Origin of the sequence: Ferrimonas futtsuensis DSM 18154, assembly GCF_000422645.1 — a bacterium.
GTDB classification, from domain to species: domain Bacteria; phylum Pseudomonadota; class Gammaproteobacteria; order Enterobacterales; family Shewanellaceae; genus Ferrimonas; species Ferrimonas futtsuensis.
In genome coordinates this window covers 1-17,088 of record NZ_AUGL01000019.1, presented here as the reverse complement: position 1 = coordinate 17,088, position 17,088 = coordinate 1, and the positions used below count along the sequence as shown (strand labels likewise).

Annotated in this window: 15 protein-coding genes and 1 tRNA gene; all 16 read right to left on the bottom strand. The window is 59.2% G+C overall.

Annotated features, from left to right (window positions below; all coding sequences use genetic code 11):
• Positions 1-45 precede the first annotated feature (45 nt).
• Entirely contained in the window at positions 46-783 is a 738-nt protein-coding gene (rlmB, locus tag G505_RS0112905; protein ID WP_028109939.1) for a 23S rRNA (guanosine(2251)-2'-O)-methyltransferase RlmB, read from the bottom strand.
• Complete coding sequence (gene rnr / locus G505_RS0112900; protein ID WP_028109938.1) at positions 783-3,233, bottom strand: ribonuclease R; 2,451 nt, start codon at positions 3,231-3,233, stop codon at positions 783-785. Before rnr ends, rlmB begins: the two co-directional genes overlap by 1 nt.
• Before the next feature lie 52 nt (positions 3,234-3,285).
• On the bottom strand, positions 3,286-3,915 hold the full coding sequence (locus G505_RS0112895; protein ID WP_028109937.1) for a tetratricopeptide repeat protein: 630 nt from the start codon (positions 3,913-3,915) through the stop codon (positions 3,286-3,288).
• Between the two features lie 80 nt (positions 3,916-3,995).
• Positions 3,996-5,291 (bottom strand): adenylosuccinate synthase, encoded by a 1,296-nt coding sequence (locus tag G505_RS0112890; RefSeq protein WP_028109936.1) that lies wholly within the window; start codon positions 5,289-5,291, stop codon positions 3,996-3,998.
• A gap of 65 nt (positions 5,292-5,356) precedes the next feature.
• On the bottom strand, positions 5,357-5,542 hold the full coding sequence (locus tag G505_RS0112885) for a DUF2065 domain-containing protein (RefSeq protein WP_028109935.1): 186 nt from the start codon (positions 5,540-5,542) through the stop codon (positions 5,357-5,359).
• A gap of 77 nt (positions 5,543-5,619) precedes the next feature.
• Positions 5,620-6,504: a protease modulator HflC gene (hflC, locus tag G505_RS0112880; protein ID WP_028109934.1), complete on the bottom strand. Its 885-nt coding sequence runs from the start codon at positions 6,502-6,504 to the stop codon at positions 5,620-5,622.
• Positions 6,505-6,507: 3 nt separating this feature from the next.
• Positions 6,508-7,635, bottom strand: a complete 1,128-nt coding sequence (gene hflK / locus G505_RS0112875) for an FtsH protease activity modulator HflK (RefSeq protein WP_028109933.1) — start codon at positions 7,633-7,635, stop codon at positions 6,508-6,510.
• Between the two features lie 106 nt (positions 7,636-7,741).
• The gene (gene hflX, locus G505_RS0112870) at positions 7,742-9,028 is read right to left on the bottom strand and encodes a ribosome rescue GTPase HflX (RefSeq protein ID WP_028109932.1); all 1,287 of its coding nucleotides are present in this window, start codon (positions 9,026-9,028) and stop codon (positions 7,742-7,744) included.
• 17 nt (positions 9,029-9,045) lie between these two features.
• A complete protein-coding gene (gene hfq, locus G505_RS0112865) occupies positions 9,046-9,306 on the bottom strand; it encodes an RNA chaperone Hfq (protein WP_028109931.1) in 261 nt (86 codons plus the stop codon).
• Positions 9,307-9,403: 97 nt separating this feature from the next.
• Complete coding sequence (gene miaA, locus G505_RS0112860) at positions 9,404-10,330, bottom strand: tRNA (adenosine(37)-N6)-dimethylallyltransferase MiaA (protein WP_028109930.1); 927 nt, start codon at positions 10,328-10,330, stop codon at positions 9,404-9,406.
• A 1-nt stretch (position 10,331) separates the two neighbouring features.
• Positions 10,332-12,191 (bottom strand): DNA mismatch repair endonuclease MutL, encoded by a 1,860-nt coding sequence (mutL, locus tag G505_RS0112855; protein WP_028109929.1) that lies wholly within the window; start codon positions 12,189-12,191, stop codon positions 10,332-10,334.
• Positions 12,192-12,200: 9 nt separating this feature from the next.
• Positions 12,201-13,523 carry an N-acetylmuramoyl-L-alanine amidase gene (locus tag G505_RS0112850; RefSeq protein ID WP_028109928.1) on the bottom strand — a complete coding sequence of 441 codons (1,323 nt, stop codon included), beginning with the start codon at positions 13,521-13,523 and terminating at the stop codon, positions 12,201-12,203.
• A 3-nt stretch (positions 13,524-13,526) separates the two neighbouring features.
• The gene (gene tsaE / locus G505_RS0112845; RefSeq protein WP_028109927.1) at positions 13,527-13,982 is read right to left on the bottom strand and encodes a tRNA (adenosine(37)-N6)-threonylcarbamoyltransferase complex ATPase subunit type 1 TsaE; all 456 of its coding nucleotides are present in this window, start codon (positions 13,980-13,982) and stop codon (positions 13,527-13,529) included.
• Between the two features lie 5 nt (positions 13,983-13,987).
• Positions 13,988-15,484: a bifunctional ADP-dependent NAD(P)H-hydrate dehydratase/NAD(P)H-hydrate epimerase gene (locus G505_RS0112840; protein ID WP_028109926.1), complete on the bottom strand. Its 1,497-nt coding sequence runs from the start codon at positions 15,482-15,484 to the stop codon at positions 13,988-13,990.
• A 175-nt stretch (positions 15,485-15,659) separates the two neighbouring features.
• Positions 15,660-16,115, bottom strand: coding sequence for a hypothetical protein (locus tag G505_RS0112835; protein WP_028109925.1), 456 nt, complete (start codon positions 16,113-16,115; stop codon positions 15,660-15,662).
• A gap of 889 nt (positions 16,116-17,004) precedes the next feature.
• Positions 17,005-17,080, bottom strand: a tRNA-Gly gene (locus G505_RS0112830).
• Between the last annotated feature and the right edge of the window lie 8 nt (positions 17,081-17,088).

Below are 17,088 nucleotides of genomic sequence, written 5' to 3'. Positions count from 1 at the left end.
CACAAAGGGCGCCCCGAGGCGCCCTTTGTCATTTGTGGATCAGAGTTAGCCGCGGCGCTGGCGCACCGCTTCAAACAGGCACACCCCGGTCGCCACAGACACGTTCAGGCTGGTGACCACCCCGGCCATGGGGATGGAGATCAGTTCATCACAGTGCTCCCGGGTCAGGCGACGCATCCCCTTGCCCTCGGCCCCCATGGTGATCGCCAGAGGACCGGTCAGCTTCGCCTGATAGAGGTCGTGGTCCGCTTCACCTGCAGTGCCCACAATCCACACCCCACGCTCCTGCAGCTCGCGCATGGTTCGCGCCAGGTTGGTCACCTGGAACAGGGGGATATTCTCGGCAGCGCCCACCGCCACCTTGCGTACGACCGGCCCCAGGCTGGCAGAGCGATCCCGGGGAACAATCACGCCATGGACCCCGGTGGCATCGGCGCTGCGCAGGCAGGCGCCCAGGTTGTGGGGATCAGTCACTCCGTCGAGGATCAGCAGCAGTGGTGTCTCAACCCCATCAAGCAGGGCGGCCAGTTCCCCCTCCCCCTTCACCGGGGCAGGCTTGGCAGCCGCCACCACACCCTGATGCTGAGGTGACGCCGCTTTCTCATCCAGGGCTTTGCGCGCCGCCGGCTGGCAACTGATGCCGTTCTGCTTGGCCAGTTGCAGAATCTTATGCAGGCGCTCATCGTCCCGCCCCTTAAGCAACCAGATAGACTTCACCCGCTCAGGCTCAGACTGCAACAGCGCCTCCACCGCATGGAGGCCAAACACCATCTCTTGTTTCATTACTGCTTATTCCGCTTCTTACTCTTCTTGGCCGGAGTGTCCCGACCCGCTGTCTGTTTCTGTGGGGCCTTACCACGGCCACCGGACCTGGATTGACCGCCGTCCTTTCCACGGCCGGACTTGCCCTTACCGTCCCCGGCCTTGTAGGGGCTCTTCGATTGCTTCTGCGCGGGCTTTTGAGGTTGCTTCTGGGCCTGCTTACGGCTGGATTTGGCCTTGGCCTTCATCTTCTTACCGACGCCCTTCTCCTCCACCATGCCCAGGTCGATCTGGCGATCGTCCAGTTTCACCGACAACACCTTGACCCGAACCTCATCGCCGAGGCGATAGCGTTTGCCGCTGTGCTCACCGTAGAGCCCCTGGCGCACCGCATCGAAGTGGAAGTAATCGTTCTCCAAACTGGAGATGTGCACCAGGCCGTCGATGTGGTAACTGTTGAGGCGTACAAACAGACCAAAACTGGTTACGCCGCTGATCACCGCGTCAAAGGTGTCTCCCACATGGTCCTGCATAAACTCACACTTGAGCCAGTCGGACACATCCCGGGTAGCGTCGTCGGCACGGCGCTCGGTCAGGGAGCAGTGATCCCCCAGCTCTACCAGCTGCTGGGTATCGTAGTGCAGCGCCGCGCCGTCCTGGCTGCGGCCCTTCATCTTGTCCATCGCCTTCTTGATCAGCCCCTGGTCCTTGACCAGCAGGGAACGGATCACCCGATGCAGAATCAGATCCGGGTAGCGGCGAATGGGGGAGGTAAAGTGGCTGTAGCCCTGCAGCGCCAGGCCGAAGTGACCCAGATCGTCGGGGCTGTATACCGCCTGCTTCATGGAGCGCAGCACCATGGTGGTCACCAGCTCGGCGTCCCCCCGCCCCTCCAGAGAGGAGAGCAGCTTGGCAATATCCGTCGGTGAAGGCTTATCACCGCCACCCAGCTGCAGCCCCTGCTGGCCCAGGAAGTCGCGCAGAGACTTAAGTTTGGACTCGCCGGGGCCCTCATGGATCCGGTAAAGCGTCTCGCCCTTGTGTTTCTTGACGAACCGGGCAGCGGCCACATTCGCCAGGATCATGCACTCCTCGATCATCTTGTGAGCGACGTTGCGCTCCCGAGGCACGATCTGCTCGATGCGGCGATCGGCGTTAAAGATAAACTGAGTCTCTGTGGTCTCCAGCACCAGGGCGCCGCGCTTCACCCGGGCCTGATCCAGTGCACCATAGAGGTTGTGCAGCTCCTCCAGATGAGGCAGCACCTCGGCATAACGCTCACGCAAACGCGCATCGCCATCGAGCATGGCCGCCACCTTGGTGTAGGTTAGGCGGGCATGGGAGTGCATCACTGCGGGGTAGAACTTGAAGCCGGAGAGGTTGCCGACCTTGGAGACGGTCATCTCCGCCACCATACAGAGGCGGTCCACCCCGGGGTTCAGGGAGCAGAGGCCATTGGAGAGCTTCTCCGGCAGCATGGGGATCACCTGGGCCGGGAAATACACTGAGTTGCCCCGCTTGGTGGCTTCGTCATCCAGGGGCGTACCGCTGCGCACATAATGGCTGACATCGGCGATGGCCACCCACAGGCGCCAGCCTCCACCGCTCTTCTTCTCGCAGTAGACCGCGTCGTCGAAGTCGCGGGCGTCTTCGCCATCGATGGTCACCAGGGGCAGCTTGCGAAGGTCGATGCGACCCTGCTTGTCCTCTTCGCTGACCTCGTCGTCAATCCCCTCCACCTGTGTGAGCACGGTTTCGGGCCACTGGTGGGGAAGATCGTGATTGCGCAGGGCGATGTCGATCTCCATGCCGGGATCCATCTCGTTCCCCAGCACTTCAACAACCTTGCCTCTGGCGTGAGTGTGTCGTCCCGGACGCTGCACCAGTTCAATGGACACCACCTGGCCAAGGCGAGCCCCCATGCGGTCACCCTCATGAATCAGGATATCCTGGCTGAGGCGCCTGTCGTCGGGCACCACGAAGCCGACACCGTCCTCGGTGAAGTAGCGGCCGATGATCATCGGGTTTCTCGGTTCCAGTACCCGGACGATGCGTCCCTCCTGGCGACCACGGCGATCGTGACGATCTCCCTGAGCCATCACCCGGTCCCCGTGAAGCACACTGTGCATGGTGCGCTCGGTCAGGAAGAGGTCCTGGCTGCCATCATCGGGTCGGAAGAAGCCGAATCCATCCCGGTGGCCGATCACCTTGCCGGTGAGCAGGTCCATCTTTTCCGGAATGCCATAGCGTCCTTTGCGGGTGTACACCAGCTGTCCATCGCGCTCCATGGCACGCAGACGACGCATCAGGGCGATATACTGCTCACCCTCCAGGCCCAACTCCGCCGCCAGTTCATCGCGACCAATCAGGCCACGGCCATCAGCGATCAGCTGCAGCAGGTACTCACGGCTGGGAATGGGGTTTTCGTACTTCTCAGCCTCACGCTGATAATGGGGATCGTTTTTATCCAATAGTTAAATTCTCGTAGAAAAAAGGGGGATTTGGCTTCAAGTATACCGACAATCAACGATACTTATCTTGAAATTTCTGATCGGCACGGATGGCCGCAACGGTGCGGGGCGGGATCAGAGGCTCCAGTTGAGCCAGCAATGCGCGGGCGGTCTGCCTGTCCTCTTCGTGCTGGTACACCTCTTCAAACAACCAGCGGTAGGCCTGGGGATAGTCCCTCGGGGCGCCGTGGCCTTTGATGTACATGCGCACCAGATCGAACCGGGCACGCAGGTGGCCCTGTTCCGAGGCAAGCTTATAGTAGTGAACCGACAAATCGTTGTTCACCAGAGTGAACTTGCCTATGCGATAGTAGCGGGCCAACTGCTCCAGAGCATCGGGCAGACCGGATTCCGACGCGGTCTCCAAGTAGTAGAATCCTTCGCGGACATCCTCTTCCACACAGACACCGTACATCAGCATGTCAGCCCACAGCATCTGATAGGCGGGCTCCTTGAGCACCTTGGCGTGGGCCCGGACATCCTCAACCAGCTGACAGTCGTCCCGACGCATCTGGGCCAGGTGAGTGTTGTCCCGAATCATCTGCAGCAACGCATCCTGCGAGTACAGCTCCACCGCCTGCAGATCCGCACGGGCAGGAGCCATCATCATCAGGGTTGTGAGCAGCAGCAGTATTCGTCTCATACTTGAGTTATCGGCCCGGGTTGTTCAATCTGTAGTCCAACATAGCATAACGGGGCCAGTTGGCCCCGTCACTGTCGCTGTTAGGCGAATGGATTCCGAAGAATCATGGTCTCGACCCGATCCGGGCCGGTAGAGATGATGTCCACGGGGACCTCCAGCAGCTCTTCGATGCGAGCGATGTAGTCCAGTGCCGCCTGGGGCAGCTTGTCGTGCTCCACCACACCAAAGGTGTTGTCGTTCCAGCCGGGCATGCTCTCGTAGATGGGCTCGACCTTCTCGTAGTCTTCGGCAGCCAGGGGCGGAACCTCAACGACGCTGCCGTCGGCCATCTTGTAACCGGTGCACAGCTTCAGCTCTTCCAGGCCGTCCAGGACGTCCAGCTTGGTCAGGCACAGGCCGGTGATGCCGTTGATCTGAACGGCGCGGCGCATGGCCACGATGTCCAGCCAGCCACAGCGACGCTGACGGCCGGTGGTGGCACCAAACTCATGGCCCTTCTCACCCAGGTGCTGACCAACATCGTCGTCCAGCTCGGTGGGGAATGGACCTCCACCCACACGGGTGGCGTAGGCCTTGATGATGCCCAGCACGTAGTCGATGCGGTTAGGACCGAAACCGGACCCTGTGGCCACACCACCGGCGGTGGTGTTGGAGGAGGTCACATAAGGGTAGGTACCGTGGTCGATGTCCAGCAGAGTGCCCTGGGCACCTTCGAACAGGATCGGCTCTCCGGCCTTGCGGGCCTTGTCCAGCAGGTCGGTCACGTCGACCACCATGGACTTCAGCAGATCCGCCACAGACATCGCCTGCTCGTAAACCTCATCGAAGGAGACGGGCTCGGCCTGGTGGTACTCGGTCAGCATGAAGTTGTGGTAGCTCAGTACCTCCTTCAGCTTCTCGGCGAAACGCTCGGCATCGAACAGATCGCCCACGCGCAGGGCACGGCGGGCTACCTTGTCCTCGTAGGCCGGACCGATACCACGACCTGTGGTGCCAATCGCCTTGCTGCCACGGGCAGCTTCACGGGCCTGATCCACAGCCACGTGGTAGGGCAGGATCAGCGGGCAAGCCTCGGAGATCAGCAGGCGGTCCTCGACAGGCACGCCACGCTCTTTGAGCATGGTCAGCTCACGCAGCAGCGCGTCAGGAGCCAGTACCACACCGTTGCCGATGATGCACTTGACGTTCTCGCGGAGGATGCCGGATGGAATGAGATGCAGGACGGTCTTCTCGCCGTTGATAACCAGAGTATGACCAGCATTGTGGCCACCCTGATAACGCACCACATAGGAAGATTTATCAGTAAGCAGGTCGACGACCTTGCCTTTGCCTTCGTCACCCCATTGGGTGCCGAGAACAACAACATTTTTGCTCATTAGGGATACAGAGTAGGTGGTTAAAGCAGGATTCTAGCAAAACAGCCTGAGCAAAACAGCCGTTATTAAGAAAAAATGTACAGAATTACCGCACCCGCAGTCACCAGGGCGCCGCCGATGCGGCGTAACATGGCGTCGGGCTGGCGACTCATCTCGGACACCGCCGCACGCCACTGGCGAGGCAAAAAGGCCGGCCCTATCCCCTCCATCAACAACAGCAAACCCAGGGCCAGAAGCCAGGAATCAGACATAACTCACTCTCCTTGAAGAACATTTCCCTTTAAAGAAAAAGCCCGGCAGTGAGCCGGGCTTTTCACACTGATTGGGATCAGTTGGCCTTATTGGCGCCCTTCATGTACTGGAAGAACTCGGAGTCGGGAGACACCACCAGCACGTCCTGCTTGCTGTTGAAGGACTTGGCGTAGGCGTCCAGGCTGCGCATAAAGCTGTAGAATTCCGGCTCCTGATTGTAGGCATCGGCGTAGATCTTGGCGGCCTGGGCTTCCCCTTGACCACGCAGAGTCCGAACCTTCTTCTCAGCTTCCGCCAGCATTACGGTGACCTTGGCGTCGATCTCGGCGCGAAGCACCTCTGCCTTCTCGCGACCTTGAGAGCGATGCTCCTTGGCCACGGCAGTTCGTTCGGCGCGCATACGATCGTAGATGGACTGACTCACTTCGCGGGGCAGGTTGATCTGCTTAACCCGGACGTCCACCACCTTGATGCCCAGCTCCAGGGCACTGTCGGAGGCGGCCTTCAAGGCTTCCTGCTGCAGTTCATCACGGCTGCCGGATACGATCTCGGAGATGGTCCGGGAACCGAATTCGCTACGCAGGCCGTTGTTGATCTTACTCTGCAGCAGCGCTTCCGCCTGCAACTGGTTGCCACCGGAGGTCGACAGGTAGAAGCGTTCAAAGTCGATGATGCGCCACTTCACGTAGGAGTCCACCATCAGATCTTTCTTCTCTGAGGTCACAAAACGGTCAGCCGGGGCATCCAGAGTCAGGATACGGGCGTTCAATCGGATCACCGAGTCGATGACCGGCACCTTGAAATGCAAACCGGGTTCATACACCAGGGTGACGCCATCGGCGTCCTTGGCGATCTTACCGAAACGCTTCACGATGCCGCGCTCGCCTTCGCTGACGACAAACAGGCTGGAGAGGCCCAGGAAAAATACCAGGACCAGGGTGACAATAGCTATGGGTCTCATGGCTTAGTTCCTCCCCTGACGAACGCTGCCACCACGGGTGGAGGAGCTGCGGTTGTTGTTAAAAGTGGACGAAGGCAGAGAGCTGCTGTCATTCACCTGAGTGGACCCGGTACGAGGCGCACTCTTGCCAGAGGAGCGCTCGATGATCTTGTCCAGGGGCAGGTAGAACATGGAGCCGTTGCCCTCGGTATCCACCATCACCTTGGAGGTATTGCCAAATACCTTCTCCATGGTCTCCAGGTAGAGACGCTCACGGGTCACTTCGGGCGCGGCCTGATACTGAGGCAGCAACTGAACGAAACGGGTTACCTCACCCTCGGCTTCCAGGGTGACACGCTCACGATAGGCGGTGGCTTCCTGCTCCATACGCTGAACCTGACCACGAGCCTCAGGCTCAACGGCACGGGCGTAGGCTTCCGCCTCTCGCACGAACCGCTCCTCATCTTCCTGAGCGGAGATGGCGTCATCGAAGGCGTCCTTCACCTCTTCCGGCGGACGGGCAGGCAGTAAGTTGACGTCAACCACGGTCAGACCCAGGCCGTAGGGCTCAATGATCCCCTCAAGCTCAACGCGGGTATCCTGACGCACCTGCTCACGACCTGTGGTCAGAATGTCATCCATGGTGGTGTGGCCCACAACGTAGCGCAGGGCACTGTCCATCGCCTCGTTGAGAGACTCATCCGGATTGGTCACGTTGAACAGGTAGGCGCGAGGGTCGGTGATGCGGTACTGAACCTTCATCTGCACCGCCACCACGTTTTCGTCCATGGTCAGCATCATGCCGGAAGCGGGCAGCTCGCGGATGTTGTTGACGTTCACCGGAGTCACCTCATCGATGAAGGTAGCCTTCCAGCCCAGACCAGGCTCAACCAGCTCATAGTATTCGCCGAAACGCAGCACCACGCCGCGCTCCGCTTCCTCAATCTTGTAGAAACCGGACAGGCCCCATACCAGGGCAAGCAAAATGGCGGCGATGCCCACAGCGGCAGCACTGATGCCACCACCACGGTTACCGCCAAAGCGAGAAGACAGCTTGCGGAACACCTGATCCAGGTCCGGCGGACCCTGATCATTGCCACCGCGGTTCCCCCAGGGGTCATTTCCCTTATTTCCAGGCTCATTCCAGGCCATGTAGTTCTCCGTTATATCTTATCGGAATCAGGTGGAAACGCCGCCGTATGCGGTCATTACGCCCCCTGCCGATAGCTTAGAGGTTTAACGCTAATTTATCAGGCAATTACTGGATGATAAAGTGCTCAAGCTTCCCTTGCGAAGCCTTCACCTGTCTACGCCACTCCGATTCCGGAAGGGAGATCGCCACCAGACAGTTCCCCTCCTCATCATATTGACTGCTTTGAACCGCGCTAAGTTCAAAGAAGACGTTGAGCCACTTGTGCTCGGCTGGCGGTAGTTTTAATGATAGTTCAACTATTTGCCGTCCGAGAAGGTCACTGAGTGCCTCGAAAAGGAACTCCTGGCCCAGGTCTGCCTGAGCAGACACCCACACCCGTACCGGTCGGCCCTGATCGTCCCGATCGATTCGAGGTACCGCGTCCTCCAGAAGGTCCACCTTGTTGTAAACCAGCAACTGCGGGATCTCATCGGAGTCAATCTCCTTAAGAACCCGATGAACCTCTTCGATATTCTCGACGGCTCGCTGGTCATGGGCATCCACCACGTGCAGAAGCAGATCCGCTTCCCGGGTCTCCTGCAGCGTCGCCTTAAAGGCCGCCACAAGGTCGTGGGGCAGGTGCCGGATAAAGCCTACGGTGTCTGCCAGCACCGCTGGGCCCACCTGGTCTATCTCGATCCTGCGCAAAGTGGGATCCAAGGTGGCGAATAACTGATCAGCCGCATACACGCCTGAGTTGGTCACCAGATTGAACAGGGTCGATTTACCTGCGTTGGTGTACCCCACCAGGGACACCGTCGGAATCTCGCGGCGCGCCCTGGAACGACGCCCCTGCTCCCGCTGCTTGGCCACTTTCTCCAAACGTCGGAGGATGGTCTTTATACGTTCTCGCAGCAAACGTCGATCGGTTTCAAGCTGAGTTTCACCCGGCCCCCTCAGGCCTATTCCCCCTTTCTGGCGCTCCAGGTGGGTCCAACCACGCACCAGGCGGGTGGAAAGATGGCGCAACTGTGCCAATTCAACCTGCAGCTTACCTTCGTGGGTTCGTGCCCGCTGGGCAAAGATGTCCAGAATCAGGCCGGTGCGGTCCAGCACGCGACACTTCATCAGGGCTTCGAGGTTTCTCTCCTGGGCGGGAGAAAGGGCGTGGTTGAAGATCACCACATCGGCCTGTTCCGCCTGGACCAGAGCCGCGATCTCTTCTGCCTTACCGGCGCCACAGAAGTATTTGGGATGGGGGGAGGAGCGAGACCCGGTAACCACTCCGCAGGCGTCAACACCTGCGGAGGAAACCAGTAATTGCAGCTCTTCCAGATCTTCTCTCTCTCCCTCTCGGGAGAAATTCAGATGAACAAGTACAGCGCGTTCGCCTGCCTCATACCGCTCAAACAAGCAGACTCTCCTGGCTGTTAACCCTGATTTTGATCCTGTTGATTGTAACCGCTCTGCTGGTTCTGGTTCATATTAAATGGACGGCCGGGAACCACAGTGGAGATGGCATGCTTGTATACCATCTGGCTCACAGTGTTCTTCAATAGAATCACAAACTGATCGAAGCTCTCAATCTGTCCCTGCAGCTTAATACCGTTTACCAGATAAATAGATACTGGTACCCGTTCACGACGCAATGCGTTCAGAAACGGGTCTTGTAAGGATTGCCCCTTAGCCATAATGATTCCTTAACTAAAATATTCTAATTGCTTTTAATAAATACTGTTCTGCAAGCAACATCTAACTGAGCTGTTGGTAGTTATAGCCTATGTAAAGTTAGATGGCGAGTCCCCGTAACAGTTTATCTACATTGCCTGCAGCCTCTGACGTCAGCCATTGCAGATCGGACCAGCTCCTCAACCAGGTTATCTGTCTCTTTGCCAGCTGCCTGGTAGCAGCTATCCCCTTCTGCGTCATCTGTTCATAGTCATCTTCACCTGCCAGGAAAGACCACACCTGACGATAACCCACGCAACGGATGGACGGCAGACCCGGGTGCAGATCGCCTCGCTGATACAACCGACGCACCTCCTGCTCGAAGCCCGCCTCAAGCATCAGGTGGAATCGTTGCTCGATTCTCTCATGCAAGCGCTGCCTCTGCTCCGGAGCAATGGCGAACTGGCTGACTTGATACGGTAAAGGGTCGCTTTTGCGCTTTGTCAGCTCTGTCAGAGTTTCGCCACTAATTCTATAGACTTCCAGAGCCCGCGACAATCGTTGCGGATCGTTGGGGTGGATTCTCTCAGCGGCGACCGGGTCGATCTCTGACAACTGCCGGTGTAATTCGGCCCAACCGAGGGTTTTCGCCTCCTCTTCGATCGTCTGTCGAATGGACGCATCCGCAGAGGGCAGAGGAGACAGGCCTTCCAGCAACGCCTTGTAATAAAGCATGGTGCCCCCCACCAGCAGAGGGATGCGACCCGCCGCGGTGATCTCGGCCATCTCCCTCAGTGCGTCGGCGCGAAAATCTGCCGCAGAGTAGGCTTCGGCCGGATCCAGGATATCAATCAGCCTGTGGGGGGCCAGCGCCAGCTCTTCTGCACTGGGCTTGGCGGTGCCGATGTCCATCTCCCGATAGATCATCGCCGAATCGACGCTGATCAGATCGCAGGGCAACCGTTGACACAGCTCTATGGCCAGGTCGGTCTTTCCCGACGCAGTCGGGCCCATCAGGAAGATGGCCGGTGGCAAAATGGTGCTCATATCAGGACTCCAGCTCGGGACGCCAGGGCAGTGCCCGGCCCCGGCTGGTCATTAATCTCTCTATGTCGGCGCCGGGCAAGCTCTGCAACCTGTGCCACTGCACGTGCGGATCCCCGGGTTCAGGCTCGGCCTGATCCGCCAGCCAGGCCACCAGAGCCTCACTGTTGGGGCTGTCACCGGCGGGGAAGGAAGCCAGCCACTGCAACAGCTCCGGCACCACCTGTGCCAAATTCGCCTGACGCAGCATGGCCGGTACCTTGCGGATGATCAGCCGCTGTTTCTGCTCAGCCAGTTCCAGCCCCAATCGCTTAATCAGGGGCTGCTGCAACTCCAGCACCCCATCCCAGGCATCGATTCGGGGCACAGACACCGGCAACAGCAGAGGCTGCCCCACCAACCCCTGCGGCAGTTGCTCCGCCAGCTCCAGCCGCATTACCGCACTGCTCAGGGCGCCAAGGGGCAGCAATCTTAGTTGATCCCCCCGCCCAAATAAAGCAAAGCGCTCATCCAGCTGAGTCAACCAGCGCCACACCGAGGTTTCCGCCCCCGACTGAGGCTCGGACTCGGGCAACGACTCGGTGCGCATCAGCTCACCGTAGTTGCTGACCGCGTTTCGACTGGGCGCCGGCTGCAATTGCGGTGGGGTATACCCCCCGGAGGGGGTGGACCTGGCAACGGGCCGAATTCCGGCATAGCCATCGTATCTCCGGGCCGACGGCGCGGACTCAGAGGGGGAGCTGGACGATCCCCCCCCATAGCCGGAGCCTCCCCGAGCCACTTCCTCACCAGGGACGGTCTGAGTCACGGAAGAAGGGCTGGATGATACGTAGGTCTCTGGCGCTTCCTGCAGGGAGAGCGCCCCCTGGGTCAGCTGCGCCACCGCATCACTGAGCCCCTGCAAAATAAAGTCGTGCACGTAACGAGCCTGGTGGAAACGCACCTCATGCTTGGCCGGGTGCACATTGACATCCACCTCCTGCGGAGGCAACTCCAGGTGAAGCACATAACCGGCATCCAGCTGCTGACCATGCAGCTCCAGCGCCTGACGCAGCGCGTGATTGACCAGGCGATCCCTGACCACCCGGCCATTGACGTAGAAGTACTGCACCTCGTTGAATTGCTGGTGGCCATCGCCTATGCCAAGGTAACCGTGGAGCTGCAGCTGATCGTTGCCAGCACTGATGGCCAGGGCGGCATCGGCAAATCGATGGCCGCAGATCGACCCGAGCCGCTGCTGATGCTGACGCTCAGTGCGGGCCGGGCGATACTGTCTCACCTGCTTACCATTGTGGCTCAGGGTGAAGTGTACCGTGGGCTTGGCCAGGGCGATGCGCCTGAGCTGCTCGTCGATATGGTTGAATTCGGTCTTGTCGGCCCGCAGAAATCGCCTGCGTGCGGGGGTGTTGAAGAACAGATCCTCCACCTGGACCGTGGTGCCAACCGGGTGGGCTGCAGGCTGCAGCTTCACCGCCATCTCGCGGCCCTCCGCATAGGCCTGCCAGCCCTGTTCCTGGTCCTGGGCTCTTGAGGTGAGGGTCAGCCGGGAAACCGAGCTGATGGAAGCCAGCGCCTCTCCACGAAATCCGAAGCTGAGGATGCTCTCCAGGTCCTCCAGGCTGGCCACCTTGGAGGTGGCATGGCGGGAGAGCGCCAGGGACAGCTCCTGCTCAGCAATGCCGATGCCATTATCTCGGATCACCATACCCTTGCTGCCACCGCGCTCAATCTCTATGTCGATGCGGCTGGCGCCGGCATCCAGGCAGTTCTCCACCAGCTCCTTCACCACGGAAGCGGGTCGCTCCACGACCTCGCCGGCCGCGATCTGGTTAGCCAGTTGCGGCGGCAGTATCTGAATCGGCATAGGGGGTCCTCAGAGACGGGGAATGGTCAGGGTCTGGCCAATTTGAATGTTGTCAGACTTCAACTTATTGGCGCTGCGAATCGCCGCCACGCTGACCCGGTACTGCTGAGCAATGCGCGACAGTGAGTCGCCACGCTTCACCTTGTGAGTGCGGGTCTGTGCCAGCAAGGCATCCCTTGGGGGGTTGTCGGTAAAATAGGTTTTCACCGTCTGGTGGATGGCACCGGCCATCTTGTTCTGGTAAGCACTGCTGCGCAGCTTCTTCTCCTCGTTGGGATTGGAGATAAAACCGGTTTCAATCAGCAGGCTGGGAAAATCTGGGGACTTCAGCACCGCCAGACTGGCGTGCTGTGGGCTCTTCTTGTGCAGTTTGGTGATCCTGCCGATGCGCCTGAGCATCTGGTCGGCGATCGCCTGGCTCTCCACCATGGAGTTCTCCCGGGCCAGATCCAGGAAGGTACGCTGCAGGTGTGGGTCCGCACCACCGCTGGCGGAGATCACCTCTCCGATACCCCGAAGCTCTGAGAGCTTGTCATCTTTTTCCAGCCAGCGACCCATCTCGGAGTTGGCACGCCGCTTGGAAAGCACCCACACCGACGCCCCCTGGGGCTGGGGCGAGGTAAAGGCATCCGCATGGATGGAGAGCAGCAGGTCGGCCCGCTTCTTCCGCGCCAGTTCAGAGCGACGGTCCAGGGAGACGAAGTAATCTCCGGTGCGCACCATAAAGGCCTCGAAACCCGGGGTGGCGTTGAGCTTGTCCCTGAGCTTTCGGGCAATAGGCAGCACCACATTCTTCTCATAGGTGCCCGATGGCCCGATGGAACCCGGGTCCTTGCCCCCGTGGCCCGCATCGATGGCGATCACCACATTACGAGCCGGCGTGCGGTTGCTGCCAGTGGCGGAGGCCGCTTTGCCTGCCGGCGCCGCCAGCAAGTCGATCACCAGCCGATGACCATAGTTGCCCTTGGGACCCAGCTTAAACACCTTGTGAGACGCGGGCTGCTTCAGGTCCAGCACCAGACGCAAGGTGTCGCTTTTAGGGGGGTTACTCAGACGAATGCGTTTCAGTTGGGCCGAGGTAAACTTCAGCGAGGAGAGCTTGGTTTTCAGCTTACCGCCTTTGAGATCCAGCACCAGCCGCTCCGGACCATCCAGGCGGAAGCTGTCGTAACTGGGAGACGCAGACAGGTCCAATACCACTCGCGTCCGCTCCTTGTCAGGCCAGATGCGAATGGTGTCGATGTTGTTGGCCCATGCCAGGCCGGGAATCACCCCCAAACACAGCGTCAGTCCAATCAGGACCAACAGCCGACGTCCCCAGTCTCTTATCATCGGTTATAGCTGTTCCAGTAGTGCCTCGCCCTTGATGGTATGGCTACTGAGTGTCGCACTCCGCCCATCCCCTTGATAGCTTAGGGTAATGGTTAGATCCGCCGGGGGCAATACGCCCTGACCTCTATTCGGCCACTCCACCAGACAAAGGGAGCGGTCGGTGAAATAGTCGCGTATCCCCATAAACTCGAGCTCTTCCGGATCCGCCAGGCGGTAAAGGTCGAAGTGATAGACACTGACCTGGCTCAATTCATAGGGCTCCACCAGGGTGTAGGTGGGGCTTTTCACATGCCCTTGATGTCCCAGGCCCTGAATCAATGCCCGGGACAGGGTGGTTTTGCCTGCGCCCAGCTCACCCTCCAGGTGAATCACCATGGGCGGCTTGATCAGCTTGGCGAGCTCGGCCCCCAGGGCCAGGGTGTGACTATCGTTATCCAGGGTCCGGGTGTATTGCCTCATTCAGTTCACTCTTGCGGGTTGACCAGTTGTCGGATGTAGGGCATCAAATCTGATGCCAGCATACCTCGCTGGCCCCCTTCCGCCGCCATATCCGCAGCCTCTCCGTGGAGGCAGACACCGCAGGCAGCGGCATCAAGCAGTGGCAGTCCCTGGGCCAGCAGGGACGCGATTATACCAGACAAAACGTCTCCACTGCCCCCTGTCGCCAATCCTGGGTTACCCACCGGTGCCACCAGCATCGACTCACCGTCATAGATCAGGGTGCCGGCCCCTTTCAGCAGCACCACACCACCGTAGCGCTCCTGCAACTCGCGCACCGCCTTGAAGCGATCCCGCTGGACATCCACGGTCTCGATCCCGAGCAACCTGGCCGCTTCGCCCGGATGAGGCGTCAACACCCAGTCATCCCGTTTCAGCGGGTTCTTGGCCAGCAGGTTCAAGGCGTCGGCGTCCATCACCAGGGGGCGTTCGGAGTTCAGCGCCACTCGCCACATGTGGTAGGCCCAATCGCCACTGCCGAGACCTGGACCACACAACACCACCTGACCCCAGCTGACCCTCTGATACACTTCCATATCGGCGATGTCACTGCCCCAGAGCATCAGCTCGGGACGCCCTGCCTGAATCAGCGGCAGGTTTTCATAGCGGCTGATGATGCTCACCAGGCCGGCGCCACTGCGCAGGGCCGCCTCCGACGCCAGACGCACCGCACCAGGCATGCCGTGGTTACCGCCGATGACCGCAATTCTCCCGTGATCACCCTTGTGGGAGTCAGGTTTTCTCGGCCCCAGGTAATCAAGATAGTCAGCATAACTTACCTTGGAGGCGTCACAGCGAACCTGAGAGGCCATGGCATCACCAATGGCCAGAGGGGCCAGTACGATGTCGCCGCAGCAACCCACCGCCATACCGGTCAGCAGCCCCTGCTTCACCCCCACGAAAGTCAGGGTGACATCCGCCTGAACCACGGCTTCCGCCACATAGCCGTTGTCACCATTGAGGCCCGAGGGCAAATCCAGCGCCAGTACGCTGGCCCCGCTGTCGTTGATGGCGGTGATCATCTCCAGAAACTCCGGACGAAGATCCCCTTCAAAACCGGTACCCAGCAGGCCGTCGACAATATGGTCCGCCCCCGCCAGACGACAGGTTTCCGCAACCTCGAACCGGCCACCAGCATCCATAAACTGCTGTTGGGCAATCTTTGCATCCCCCTTGAGCAGGCGTTCAGGTTGAATCTGCAGAACACGAACCGTCAGTCCCTCCGCCAGGGCATTTCTGGCCAGGACATAGGCATCACCGGCATTGTTACCCCGGCCGCAGACCACGGTAACCTCACGGGCCTCAGGCCAACGCTCACGGAACAGTTGCCAAGCCCGCAGCCCCGCCTCCTCCATCAAGGACCACATCAGCACCCCGTGCTGTTTGGCCAGAAGGGGCTCCCATTTCCTTACCGTTGCACCGGAAAACAGGGTTGAGGGTAGTGCCGCCGTTGCCTTACGCATTGCTGTGTCTTGCCTCCATCAAGGGAAAAAAAACGGTCAGGATTCCCTGACCGTTTCTTGTGTCATTGGTTAGCCGAAACCATCACGACTGTGATCTGTATCCGCTCAAGGTTTATGATAGGTACCCCATCATCCTCCAAGCTTCCAGTTTAATCGGACCCGGCTTTGATCAGTGTCAAATATCGTCCATGCGCAGCGTGTTGTGGACGAATCTCTGCTGACGAATGCGCTCTGCAGCCAGCACCGCTTCCAAGGCAGACTGGGTTTCCATATGCTCGGATTGCTCCAGAGCCAAGTGCAGCAGACCAAGGACCTTGTTGTCCAGCTCGAGGGCCAGGTTCATCACCGCATGCTCGTCGGCCCCTCCCTCGAGCACAACACCGTTACACTCCTGGATAATGTCGTCATAATCCAGACGCTTAAACCAGGTATCCAACACGCCGTGAGGGGCTTCCTCGATATACTCGTCCATCTTTTCGGCCACCTCGAGCTGGTGGGTCCGCAGATACTCCAGCAGCAACTTAACCCTGGATGAGTCTGCCTGATGGTCCAGGCGGTCATACAGCTTGCTCATCGCCACCCGGCACTGTGACACGTATTCGAGCAGCTCTCGCATCTGTTTAAAGCGCATAGGATCTCTCCACAAATTCAAGCGTTTGATCTTAGGTATAGCCTCATTATGGTGACTTTGTACAAAAGATATTTTGAACGCCATCACCCTTTAGTGATCTGGGATCACACACGGCGTTCCCGCGTCTGTGACCCCTGTCCTGGCTGCAGGCAAAGCAATACCCTGAAAGCCGGTTAACTTCACTGCACACAGGGCCGATTTCATCAAAAAGTCCCCCTCAAAGGCGATGGATGAATAGACAACAAAGCCCTTGGCGACACAGACGCACAAAAGCCTCCCTAAAGGATGGCTTTGTCTAATTTGGAGCACCGCACGAGGTTCCCCGTGGTTTCACAGAGAGTGTGACCTCGCCCTTCAAGGTTGCGCTCTGCCAGCTGACGGCGCCGAACCCCAGACGCAAAAAAGCCATCCGAAAGCATGGCTTTGTCTAATTTGGAGCGCCGCACGAGGTTCCCCGTGGTTTCACAGAGAGTGTGACCTCAGCCCTTCAAGGTTGCGCTCTGCCAGCTGACGGTCCTAAACCTCAGATGCAAAAAAGCCGTCCGAAAGCATGGCTTTGTCCAATTTGGAGCACCGCACGAGGTTCCCCGTGGTTTCACAGAGAGTGTGACCTCAGCCCTTCAAGGTTGCGCTCTACCAGCTGACGGTCCTAAACCCCAGATGCACAAAAGCCACCCTAAAGGATGGCTTTGTCCAATTTGGAGCGCCGCGCGAGGTTCCCTGCGGCTTTGCAGAGCGTGTGGCCTTAACCCTTCAAGGTTGCGCTCTGCCAGCTGGCGGCGCCGAACCCCAGACGCAAAAAAGTCGTCCGAAAGCATGGCTTTGTCTAATTTGGAGCGCCGAACCCCAGACGCAAAAAAGCCACCCCGAAGGATGGCTTTGTCTAATTTGGAGCGGCACACGAGGTTCGAACTCGTGACCTCAACCTTGGCAAGGTTGCGCTCTACCAGCTGAGCTAGTGCCGCTTAATTCT